The sequence below is a fragment of the Thiomicrorhabdus sp. Milos-T2 genome, assembly GCF_000702325.1.
Taxonomy (GTDB): Bacteria; Pseudomonadota; Gammaproteobacteria; order Thiomicrospirales; family Thiomicrospiraceae; genus Thiomicrorhabdus.
Genome location: NZ_KL370891.1, coordinates 2122336 through 2134634 on the forward strand (window position 1 = coordinate 2122336; position 12299 = coordinate 2134634).

Consider the following 12299-nt stretch of genomic DNA (forward strand, 5'->3'; position numbering starts at 1 on the left):
AAATAACGGGCTTATGCAAGCCCGTTACATTTCTACTCCTATTCTTATTTAATTCACTATCGTTCTATATATTCTGATAAGATTGCAATTTAAAATTCTTCTAAGATTTTCTTTTTAAGGCTCATTGAATGTCGCTGTGTCAATCCAAAAAAAAATGGTATTTTCCATTAGGGTTAACCTTACTTGCCATTATGCTTGGCACTCAAAATTTCTTTAAGCAAGTCGAACTGATTAAATCAAAAAACCAGATTACGGTAGATAACCGTGCTGACCTGTTACGTCAATATATGAGTTTTATGAGTGTTTCAAGCGATTCACTAAAACTCGGTATTGAAAGCCTACTAAATTCTAAGAATCAGCTTTCTCTACAAACATCAATAGCCAAAAAACTGCGCTTCTATCCAGAATATAATCTTTATAGTTTAGATATAAATAACGCGAGTCGTTCAACTGGAACCCTGCACGTTTTGAAGGATATTGACCTAAAAAATCCTGAAATTTTGTCAGAAATTGCGGCAAGTTTGTCCATGGATCCAATTCTCAAGCCGCTTACCTATAATTTAAAATTGACCGCTTGGGCTTATTACATTTCTAAAAACCATTTTCTATACATCTCACCCAAGCACAGTCTAAAAGACTTTCAATTTAATGCCGAGCAATACACAAAACCGTTTTGGGTGCAGGCAATACCAGAAAACAATCCAAAACACCGTATGATTATTAGTGATGTATATAAAGATGGCGCTGGCAAAGGTATGATGATCACTCTTTCCAATCCCATTTTTCACAATGACGAATTCAAAGGCATCGCGGCTATTGATATTAGCACCCAACAGATGGATGCATTACTCGCCGTTGATTCAACTATCAAGAGCTCTATACTGGTTGATGAAAACAACATCATCACTGCCAGCATAAAAGCAAGCGAGATAGGCTCCTCTCTGGGTTGCAATAAAACCCAGGATAAAAGCGCATGGTTTTCCTATAATAGCCAACTAATTTATATGACCTCAGTCATTAATAATGAGCTCTATATTGTCCACCAAATAACCAAATCACAACTCTGGCTAGAAGCTTTAAAAAAATCCCTTTTTCAATTCAGTTTAATTATGCTTGGATTAGTTCTCAGTTTTCTATCCATAGAACTATATTGTGTTTCAATTCGTAATAGAAACCTTATGCTGATTGACTCCTTAACCAAACTATACAATCGACGCGGATTTGCTAAACTTGCTGAAAAGCCTATTGCACATTTAAGACGAGATAAAAAAGGTTATGCCGTCCTTCTTTTAGACCTAGACTTTTTTAAAACCATTAATGATCAGTTCGGCCACGCAACCGGAGATCAAGTACTAAAAACACTGGCCCAAATATTATTATCAAATAACCGAGAAGAGAGCATTATTAGTCGCTGGGGTGGTGAAGAATTCCTTATTCTTTTACCCAAAGCCAATCTCCAGTCAGCATTGGATGTCGCCAATCGTATTCACGAAAAAATACATCAAGCAGAAGTTATCTCAAAGCAAGATGGCAATACAGTCATTAAATTTACCACCAGTATTGGTGTTGCCTTACAACAGCCAAATGATGGCTTAGAAGATGTCATTAACCATGCAGACAAAGCCTTATATCAAGCTAAAGACAAAGGAAGAGACACCACTTATATATACCAACCGGGATAATGACTTTACTAATGACTTTACTAATGACTTTACTAAAGACTTTGCTAAAGACATTATTACTAAGAAGATTCCTATTGCTATTCATACCCCTATACCAATTCTATAAAATTTAGCAATCACTTATAACCTGCATAACGTTTTGTTTCTTTTCATCGTTTTACTGCCCATGTATGATAAATCGTAACTTCCTACTTTTAGATTGGTTTTTTTATGTTTATTAGTGCCTTAGATATTTTTAAAATTGGTATAGGACCATCCAGCTCACACACAATGGGGCCAATGGTGGCTGCAAAAGCCTTTTTAAACACCGTACAAGACGAAATAAACCATTCCGCATTAAATACTGCAAATTCACTGCAAATTAAGTGTACCTTAAAAGGCTCTTTAGCCTTTACTGGCCATGGCCACGCCACGGATCGAGCGGTGGCATTAGGTATGCATGGCTACCTGCCTGAAAACTTAGCGCAAACTAATGTACAAAACTTAATTTCTGAACTTTGGGAAACCCAATCCATTACCCTAAACAATCGAATCAGCATTGGTTTTTACCCACCTAAAGACATTATTTTTGATTACAAAGCCCCCTTACCGCAGCACCCAAACGGTATGATTTTTGAATGTTTTAATAAAGATAATCAGCTAGTTTTAAGTGAAACGTATTTTTCAATTGGTGGTGGTTTTATCTCTACTTTAGCCGAGATTGATAAGGTAGAAGCCCCTATTAAAGGCCAACCTGCAAGTCAATTTAAGTACCCTTTTAACTCGGCCGCTTCCATGCTAGAAATGGCTGAAGAACATAACATGAGTATTGCAGAGATGAAACAAGCCAATGAGGTTTGTGAAACGTCTTTAAATGAACTTAACAACCAGTTAAACCAAATTTGGCAAGCCATGAATAACTGTGTTGAAAATGGGTTAAAAACAGAAGGGATTTTACCCGGTGGATTACACGTAAAACGTCGTGCCAAAAATCTATACCAGCACCTTTTAGATGATGATAACCCAGTCAGTTCTAACGATTGGTTATGTGCCTATGCAATGGCTGTCAATGAAGAAAATGCCGCTGGCCATATGGTCGTAACCGCCCCAACCAATGGAGCGGCCGGAGTGATTCCCGCAGTTTTATACTATTTTGTAAATCATGAGAATGGCTCGCCAGAAGATATTAAAAACTTTTTACTTACCGCAGCCGCCATAGGCGGATTAATTAAACATAAAAGTTCAATATCTGGCGCTGAAGTTGGCTGTCAGGGAGAAGTCGGTTCTGCCTCTGCGATGGCGGCGGCAGGTTTATGTGCGGTACGCGGCGGCACGGTTATGCAAATTGAACAGGCCGCTGAAATGGCATTAGAACATCATTTAGGCATGACCTGCGATCCCGTAAAAGGCCTGGTACAAGTTCCTTGCATTGAACGTAATGGTTTTGGTGCCATTAAAGCTTTTACTGCCGCCAGCATTGCTTTACGTGAAGATGGTGAACATATTATGCCACTAGATAAATGCATTGCCGCCATGAAAAAAACCGGCGATGAAATGTCTCACAAATACAAAGAAACCTCTTTAGGAGGATTAGCCGTTACCTGGGTGGAGTGTTGATTAACTCAGCCCAATCATTTTACCAATCTTGACCAAATCACTAGATATCATCAAAAGAATCTAACCTAAAAAACTCAAGCCAATAGATTATTATGACTTGAGGTTTTATCAACACTGATTTAACTCGCTAATACAATGAGTTCTTGAACATAAATTCTCGCAAGCAAGCTATCGTAATACATGCAAGAAGTGCATGTGCTTATGATAGTGGTCAATAATGTCATTGATAATAGCGGTTTTTGACCACCCCATTACGTCGTAATCCTGCCCACCTTCACGTAAATGAATTTCAGCACGATAATAATGTGCACTCTCATCCATTTCATCTGATGGTATCTCTTCTTGAGTAAATTCAGGACGTAAATGTGAACGACTGCGTACCTCATAGATAAAATCAATCTCTTCACCATGGCGAACAATCAAGCGTATTCTATCAAGGTCTTTTTCATTTTCGACTTCCACAATTAGATCTTGCTCTTTTAATTCTTTCGCCACGTCATTAAAGGCCGAACTAACAACTGTTTGAATATAACGCCCTACTGCAGAGCGACTTGGATAATCTACAATATTATGTAAACGATCTTTCCAACTACTATCACCATTTTCACTTGGAACAGGGTAGACATTTGAGAGTAAACTATCTCGCTTAGCAATATCTACACGTAGAGCCTTAATCAATCCGTAAGTGGTCATTAATAATACAATCGAAAACGGCATAGCACTGGCAATAGTCATGGTTTGCAAGGCACCTAAACCACCCACAATCAATAAAATCACTGCAATCAATCCAATAGCAACGACCCAATACATACGCTGCCACATTGGTGTGTCATCACGACCATTTGAACACAGCATATTGGTGACCAATGCACCCGAGTCTGCCGAGGTGACGAAGAAGATTATCACCATAACAATGGCAATGCCCGACAGCACGGAACCAAATGGAAATTGATTTAAAAATACAAATAACGCTAGGGAAACATCACTAGACACTTGGTCACCAAGACTGCTTAAACCTTGATTAAGAATCATATCAATAGCGGAATTACCAAAAACGGTAAACCAGATCATACTAAAGCCTACTGGTACAAATAATACGCCAATAACAAACTGACGAATGCTACGGCCGCGAGAAACGCGTGCAATAAATAACCCAACAAAAGGAGCCCACGCTAACCACCAAGCCCAGTAAAAAATAGTCCAACCACCTATCCAATCCGTCTTTTTATAGGCGTAAAGATTAAAAGTCGCACTAATAATATCTGATAAATAAGCACCTGCATTTTGTATCATCGCTTGCAGTAAAAAGACTGTAGATCCTAAAACTAGCACCAATAACATCAACAGAACCGCCAAACTCATATTCAATTCAGAAAGACGGCGAATTCCCTTATCCAACCCCGTTGCAACCGACACTGCAGCCAATGACATGACGGCCAAAATTAACAATGACTGCGAAAGCGTATCCACAGGGATACCAAATAAATAGTTTAAACCCGTGTTCATTTGCAGAACGCCGTAACCCAAAGAGGTTGCAATACCAAATACGGTTCCTATTACCGCAAACACATCAACCGCATGCCCAATTGGACCATATATCTTTTCACCTATAAGCGGATACAAGGCCGAACGTAGAGTTAGCGGTAAACCGTGACGGTAACTAAAAAAGGCTAAAATCAATGCAACAATAGCGTAAATAGCCCAAGCATGAAGTCCCCAGTGAAAAAATGTGATTCGCATAGCCTCTCGAGCCGCTTCTACAGTGCCGGCATCACCGACTGGAGGAGCCAAAAAATGCATAACGGGTTCAGCCACACCAAAAAACATTAAACCAATTCCCATTCCCGCAGAAAACAGCATTGAAAACCAGGTAATATCCGTGTAGTCAGGAGTGGAATGATCAGGCCCCAGTTTAATTTCACCGTAACGAGACAAGCCTAAAAATACAACGGTAATAAAAAGTATGGCAACAGTCAGAATATAAAACCAACCCCCGTTATCAACCAGCAAACTTTGTAAAGTTTTAAAAAACGAACCTGCTTGTTCAGGCATAAAAGAGGTATAAATTAATAATAAAACGATGATACCAGAGGCACTAAAAAACACCGCTGGATTTAACTTTGCGGCTTCAACTTTTTCGACTTCACTCATTGGATTTACCTTTGTGCTTGCTTTGTTGCTATTGGGCGTTCTCCGCCCTTGTAAATTAAAACCAATTAATACTGGTTTTATAAAATAAAATTTCTAAAAAATATGACGTTAAAAACAAAAAGTATGTATTAGTAATGCCAATCCATAGAAAGATAAAGAGCACCAAACTCATATATTTGTCACTTACCACATCGCCATAACGATTTTGAATTAAGTATTCAGCATAAATCCAACCAGGACCATCATAGGGGGCAATCATATTATTGATATTACCTTTGGTGCTTGAATCTGCCCAAGTGGCGTCTAAGTAATACCTCCAGTTTCCAGAAGTGCGGCCCACTTCAAACGAATAACGGGTAGTTTTCTGTTTACTGGCAATGCCATCAACATTTGTACCATAACAAATCAAAACCTCGTATTCAAACGTACTAAACTTAAAGTTTTGTGCCGAAAACCCTAAAAACAGATATTAGACAGCGTGTCCGTAGGGTCTATAGAGAGAGGAGAGAGGGGAATATAATCTTAATTATTTTCAGAAATAGAGTTTAACAAAGCGATTGCTTGTTGATACTTAGATGAACTTGGAAATGTTTGTTGCTGAGAATCGGTAATAACAGTCAGTGAATTATCGTCACATTCAAAACCTTGATTTTCACCCACCTGGTTAGCACAAATCATGTCTAAATTTTTACGCTTTAATTTGTTTTTGGCGTACTCAATGACGTTTTGAGTTTCTGCGGCAAACCCTACTACAAATGGTTTGTCTGCTTGTTGAGCCACCCACGCAACTATGTCAGGATTTTTAATCAATTCAAGCGTCATATTTTCATTATCAGCCTGCTTTTTGATTTTTTGCTCAGCAATCTCTGCCACTCTAAAATCTGCAACCGCTGCCGCACTAATAAAACAGCTGTTTTGAGCATACTCTTTCTTAACAGCCTCAAACATATCTAATGCAGAACGCACATTAATACGCTTTACTTTATCAAGTGTTGCTAATTGAACTGGCCCAGCAATTAAGGTGACATTAGCTCCCGCTCTAGCCGCTATTTCAGCAATGGCAAAACCCATTTTTCCTGAACTTCTATTGCCAATATAACGCACTGGATCAATATTCTCGTAGGTTGGCCCTGCGGTAATGAGTAGAGATTTACCATTCCAAAATTGTTTTAAATTTAACCAGGCCTGGTAGTTTTGTTTTTGTTGTTGATCAACATTCATTACCGCATCAAATATCTCTTGCGGTTCTGGCATTCTGCCCTCACCTATCTCACCACAAGCTTGCTCTCCTGAACCCGGTTGCAACAAAGTCCAACCACGCTGTTTTAAGATAGAAACATTCTCTTGGGTAGCTGCATTGCTCCACATTAAACGGTTCATAGCGGGAGCTAACACAATAGGTTTTTCGGTTGCTAAAATCAAAGTCGTTAACAAATCGTCTGCGCGTCCCATTCTAAACTTGGCCAAGGTTTCTGCCGAAGCTGGCGCCACCACAATCACATCTGCCCAACGAGCTAATTCAATATGCCCCATCCCTGCTTCTTGATTGGCATCAAACAAACTGTCTCTTACTGGGTTGCCAGATAAAGCTTGAAACGATAAAGGCTGAATAAACTCCTTAGCACCCGTCGTCATCACCACCTGAACCTCATGCCCTGCCTTAATAAACAGACGAGTCAGTTCTAAAGATTTATAGGCTGCAATGCCGCCGGTAACACCTATAAGTATTTTCATAATTTTTTTAAGACTCGTTTCAGGTTTAAAAGGTAGAATGAACAATTAACGGCTCTTGATGAATTTAGGTAACGCCAAATTCTGTGTTTCACTAAGTTAATTGAGATGCCCAACAGTTTTTATGATACTCAGTTTTAAATAAAAAGACTGATTTTCTGTCAACAATATTTAAAATAAGACCATTAACTTATGAATGCAACCCGGTTTAGTATATTGGTATTTATCGCCATGTTTCTCATCTCTTTTATTGATTTTTTTTATTGATTTTTTTGAGGAGGGTGGCTTAAATTTTTGCATTACTTTGGAATTGATAATGGGCTTAATGTCCTTATCTGCATTCGCGATATTAATCTTTACATCCTGGAAACAAAAAAGGGCAATTCAAGAGTTAGATTCTAACCTTTCAGAAACAAAAGAAGCCCTTAATAATGCTCAACATCAAACCAAAAAGTTGATGGGGGAATTTTCTAAAATTATTCAAGTTCAGTTCGCAGAGTGGAATTTTACGCAAACTGAAAAAGAGGTAGCACTACTGTTATTAAAAGGGCTCTCTTTGGATGAAATTGCAACCGTAAGAGAGACCAAAGAGAAAACGGTTCGCCAGCAAGCGTCAAACCTTTATAAAAAAGCCAAAATAGCTGGACGACATGAACTAGTTGCGTACTTTTTTGAAGATTTGTTGATTGTGTAGCACCTTTTAAAAGATATTTACAGAGACCTTTTCACGAATTAAAAAACTCGGCTGTAGAGACGAGAAACTTCAGAGTTTTTAACCTTTAACAACACTAAGAACCCTGCACCATTCATTCCAATAGGAATCAAGTCGTTTGTCCAAGGCTCAATGTTTACTAACACAAAAAAACAAAACAATTGGAATCTCATAATTGAGACCATTGCACGAGTAAGTGCGAAGGTCTCTTAAGATAAAAACCCCAAATTAGATAAATTAGGTTAGATAAATTAGGCAAAAGTATCTTGAAACAGATTCCCAGACCAGTTAAACATATTGCTGTAATTGCCTGTTGTTGCACCTTCTGAGGCAGGATAACTTGCTCCAGGCACTAACTCCATCTGCTTGGTACCACTGTTGTATTGATAAACTGCTGTTAACCAAGACGCGGTATTAGATGAAATCGGGCTGTAACAGGCCGAATTGGTTTTGGGTGCAGGGTCAGGTGCTATGTTTTTCAAGCTACGCAATACTGCATCGGCACATACTTTGGCTTCTGAATTACCAATATGACCCGCTTTAGGTTGCCCTGTAGCTTGAGAATCACCAATAATGTGAATATTGCTGGCTAAAGTGGATTCATAGTTTAATGGGTTCACGGGAGCCCACTTTCCGTTATTTAACTGCGTATCAAAAATGATCTGCCCTGCTCTTTGATTGGGTATGACATTTAAGGTTGTTGCAGAAAGGCTTAGCGCTGCTCCACCATTTACACTATAAGTAACCGTTTTATTATTAGAATCGACAGATTGCACAACCGCATTAGGAATATAAGTTACCCCATAATTTGTAAAGGCGTTGCCAAAAGTTGTGGCTTCAACAGTAATGGCTGGATTGGCATCTAAAACCGTTACGCTACAATTGCTCAAACCTTTGGTATTTTGTAAATAATCTGCCACCACACAAGCACGTTCATAAGGGCCGGGAGGGCAACGATAAGGTGCGGATGGGATAGTCATAACAAAGTTATCCCCATCAACCATAGCATCAATTTGTGTCTTTAATAGATTCGTTTGTGCACCCGCTTTCCAAGCATGTGGAACCTTGTTAAAGTCATGGCCTTGAACTGCATCAAATTCAATTCCAGGGGCTAAAATCAAACGGTCATAAGCTAAATTTTGCGCGTTTGATAGACTTACGGTTTGGTTAACTTTATCAATAGAATCTACCGTGGCATGGATGATATTGACCCCATATTTTTGATTATGACTAGCATAGCCAAAACTTAACCCTGAGGTCGTTTTTTGACCGTTTAACACCAGGTTGCTTAAAATCGGAGATACATAAGTAGGGTTGGCTTCAATCAGCGTAACCTGAACGCCTAAACCACCCCACATTTTTAAATATTTAGCCGCCGTTGCACCAGCAAATCCACCGCCCACAACAATAACATGAGGGATATTAGCCGTTACAGCATGCGCCAAACCTGGCATTGAACCTGTAACCACCCCTAAACCCAGTGCTTTTAACAAACTTCTACGTGATAATCGTGTAATCATTACTGCAATCCTCTATTAGTTATCTTGGTCATTAGAAGCATTAGGCTGTGAGCCTAACCATGCTGCCATCGCTTGAATTTCAGTTGATGAATAACCATGTGCTTGAGCGAGCATAATTCCGCCCTGATCAAACATTTCGCTTGCCAATTCATTAGCTTCGCCAGTAATACTGTCCCAGCTAGTCACAGATTGACCATTAGTGCCATGACACTGCGCACATTGCGATACCAATAAACGCCCAGTTGTGGCGGTGTAATTTTGTACAGGAGTTGGAACAGTGCTGGTGGAGGCGTTGGTATCTTGACTATCGTCATGATCGACTTCTTCTGAATCTTTTATGCCGTCATTATCATCATCATTATCGCGATCATCGGTTAAACCGTCGTTATCATTATCGCGATCATAAAGGTCATTAATTCCGTCGCCATCACGGTCATCCCTTTTGCGACTGCTTAGGTAATCATTATCATAATGATTACTAACGCCGTCCTTGTCATCATCTTCATAGACATTTGGAATCCCATCACCATCGGTATCTAACGGGTCATAGGTCACTTGTTTTGTGGTAACGGAAGCTGAGCTAATGCTGACCTTTAAAGGTGTATCCTCTACTCCATCGTGGTTTAAATCGACGTTAGGTGCATTCAGCGCAAGAGGTACATGGCCTAAATCGATATCGCCAGATAAGTTTATCAGGCCACTAATCGTGCCATTGTTATCTAAATTAATGGGTGTTACCACACGTTTAACGGGATCATTTTCGTTGGTTGTCATCACCAATCTACAATCTACATTACTGGGTAAAGAGATTGAAAATGGGTGCTTAGTGGTACCATTATTTGTAGAATTTTCCGAGTAAAAGGTTCCATCAGCACAAAATGCTTCAATCAGAGTACCTGGCACGGTACCCGTTACAACACTTGCTGAGGTAGATGTAGATGTCGATGTCGTAGTTGAATCACTACCACCGCCGCCACATGATGCTAACATTACAGCCATGGTTAGGCTGGATAAAATAAATGGGGCTTTATAAAGTTTCATAACCGTTCCTTAATTTCAACCCGAATGTTTCTTGAATTTTTTCTGCTGTTGTGACTGGCATTATTTTCACAAGAATATTTCCGAAGGCGTTTCGTATCGACGATTACCACCAACTGAGTAAATAGTTCTTGTCTAATGCAGTAACAAACAAGGTCAGTTAAAATTTGTTAACTATTCGGATTAAGATTTTCATGTTCACTTTTTTAAAAAGTTGACTCAATCTTAGAAGATTAAAACCCCAAAGAATAGTGGGCAAATGTCTTACAGGACAAATGTACCAAGAGCCCCTAATGTATGTATCTATTTACCCAAAATTAGGGCGCAGTTCCGTCATTCTAAAAATACGAATAAACCGCTATCATTGTAAAATCAGTCCTAAATAAAAGAGGGTTGGTGAGATGGTTTGAATTTTATTGCTATTTACACTTTGCATATTACATGGGGCAAGAGTGCACAAAGCAAGAGAGAATTCTTTAGATTGTTTAGCCTCAAGATAGAGGATTATAGCTGTTATTTATGTGTTGATTGTTTTTCGGCTAATGCCGAGTTAGTAGTATCGTGCAAAGGTATCACAATGATATATTGTCTAAGGCTTCAAAAGCGGTTGGTCGACCACGCTCATTTAACGCCACCCCTAAAGTGCGCGCTTGCAACATGAGTTTATCATCTGCACTACGGTAAACCTTTTGTATAAAGGCATACTTAGCTCGTGACTCTTTTTCCATTTCAACGGTAATATAAAAAACATCACCAGGTTTAAGCGATTGCTTGTAGTCTAACTCGGCACGCACTACAACTAAATGAATCCCAGCATTGGCTAACTGCACAAAATCGACATTATTAGCGAGCAAATAATCATGACGACTGTGTTCTAAATAATTTTGATAAACGGCATTATTTACCACACCTTGAATATCACATTCGTAGTCACGAACTATCATCTCTATTTTAAACATTGCTTAAATACGCTCTTTTACCTAACATTGATTTGGGTTATATTTAGTCGACTATGAATAACGACGACTTACCAGGCCTGGTAAAGTTTGGAAAACCGGCCTACATATTACCAAAATCCGTTTTAATGTGGAATTAACAGATGGCAATTACCGATTGGCACGAAAATGACCGACCAAGAGAAAAGCTGATTAAGTTTGGAGAACAACATCTTTCAGATGCAGAATTATTAGCCATCTTTTTAAGAGTCGGCGTCAAAGGAAAAAGTGCCGTAGATTTAGCTCAAGACCTACTAAATGAATTTGGCAGCTTGCATAACCTGCTTAATGCCAATGAAACTGAGTTTTGTAAAGCTAAAGGGCTTGGTCAAGCCAAGTATGTTCAAATGCGCGCTGTGTTAGAAATGTCACGCCGTCACTTTGAATCAGGATTACAAAAAAGTGATGCATTTACCAGTCCAGAGCTCGTCGCAAATTATTTATCACACGAACTCTCTCACCAAACAAGAGAACGTTTTGCCATATTACTATTAGACCAACAACATCAGTTGATTGAACTGAAAATACTCTTTGAAGGCACTCTAAATCAAGCTGAAGTGCATGCAAGAGAGGTCGTAAAAGCGGTTTTAAGTGCCAATTCAGCAGCCGTTATTTTGGCACATAACCACCCTTCCGGCGATCCAACCCCAAGCCAGGCTGACATTCTACTTACCCAATCTTTAAGCTCGGCACTTGAACTGATTGAAGTAAGAACCTTAGACCATATTATTATTGGCGATAAAGGCCGCTGGCATTCACTAGCACAGCATAATCAAATGCCCTAATATGTAAAAGCTTAGATTTAATCCGACAGAACAGCGATTGAGAAGCCTTTTTAAATATAAATCTTTGCCTTAAATATTGTCACATAGAC

Annotated in this window: 11 protein-coding genes; 4 read left to right on the forward strand and 7 right to left on the reverse strand. The window is 39.2% G+C overall.

Going from position 1 to position 12299, the window contains the following annotated elements; genetic code table 11:
- Positions 1-128 precede the first annotated feature (128 nt).
- Positions 129-1682 carry a sensor domain-containing diguanylate cyclase gene (locus BS34_RS0109590; RefSeq protein WP_029408306.1) on the forward strand — a complete coding sequence of 518 codons (1554 nt, stop codon included), beginning with the start codon at positions 129-131 and terminating at the stop codon, positions 1680-1682.
- A 210-nt stretch (positions 1683-1892) separates the two neighbouring features.
- A complete protein-coding gene (locus tag BS34_RS0109595) occupies positions 1893-3278 on the forward strand; it encodes an L-serine ammonia-lyase (protein ID WP_029408307.1) in 1386 nt (461 codons plus the stop codon).
- 168 nt (positions 3279-3446) lie between these two features.
- Here BS34_RS0109595 and betT read toward each other — a convergent pair whose 3' ends face one another.
- From betT to coaBC, 3 genes are all read right to left on the reverse strand, one after another.
- A complete protein-coding gene (gene betT, locus BS34_RS0109600) occupies positions 3447-5429 on the reverse strand; it encodes a choline BCCT transporter BetT (protein ID WP_029408308.1) in 1983 nt (660 codons plus the stop codon).
- A gap of 55 nt (positions 5430-5484) precedes the next feature.
- A complete protein-coding gene (locus BS34_RS0109605) occupies positions 5485-5838 on the reverse strand; it encodes a hypothetical protein (RefSeq protein WP_029408309.1) in 354 nt (117 codons plus the stop codon).
- A gap of 113 nt (positions 5839-5951) precedes the next feature.
- Complete coding sequence (gene coaBC, locus BS34_RS0109610) at positions 5952-7163, reverse strand: bifunctional phosphopantothenoylcysteine decarboxylase/phosphopantothenate--cysteine ligase CoaBC (protein WP_029408310.1); 1212 nt, start codon at positions 7161-7163, stop codon at positions 5952-5954.
- Between the two features lie 313 nt (positions 7164-7476).
- On the opposite strand from coaBC, the gene BS34_RS0109615 reads away from it, so the two are divergent.
- Positions 7477-7854 carry a helix-turn-helix transcriptional regulator gene (locus tag BS34_RS0109615; protein WP_051640786.1) on the forward strand — a complete coding sequence of 126 codons (378 nt, stop codon included), beginning with the start codon at positions 7477-7479 and terminating at the stop codon, positions 7852-7854.
- A gap of 38 nt (positions 7855-7892) precedes the next feature.
- Here BS34_RS0109615 and BS34_RS13165 read toward each other — a convergent pair whose 3' ends face one another.
- The 4 genes from BS34_RS13165 to BS34_RS0109630 form a co-directional block, all read right to left on the reverse strand.
- Positions 7893-8018, reverse strand: a complete 126-nt coding sequence (locus BS34_RS13165) for a hypothetical protein (protein WP_255327154.1) — start codon at positions 8016-8018, stop codon at positions 7893-7895.
- Positions 8019-8123: 105 nt separating this feature from the next.
- The gene (locus tag BS34_RS0109620; RefSeq protein ID WP_029408312.1) at positions 8124-9392 is read right to left on the reverse strand and encodes an NAD(P)/FAD-dependent oxidoreductase; all 1269 of its coding nucleotides are present in this window, start codon (positions 9390-9392) and stop codon (positions 8124-8126) included.
- A gap of 15 nt (positions 9393-9407) precedes the next feature.
- Positions 9408-10433: a c-type cytochrome gene (locus BS34_RS12685; protein ID WP_051640787.1), complete on the reverse strand. Its 1026-nt coding sequence runs from the start codon at positions 10431-10433 to the stop codon at positions 9408-9410.
- Between the two features lie 569 nt (positions 10434-11002).
- Complete coding sequence (locus BS34_RS0109630; protein WP_029408314.1) at positions 11003-11389, reverse strand: acyl-CoA thioesterase; 387 nt, start codon at positions 11387-11389, stop codon at positions 11003-11005.
- 140 nt (positions 11390-11529) lie between these two features.
- Between BS34_RS0109630 and radC the strand changes: the two genes are divergently transcribed.
- Positions 11530-12210, forward strand: coding sequence for a RadC family protein (radC, locus tag BS34_RS0109635; protein WP_029408315.1), 681 nt, complete (start codon positions 11530-11532; stop codon positions 12208-12210).
- Positions 12211-12299 lie beyond the last annotated feature (89 nt).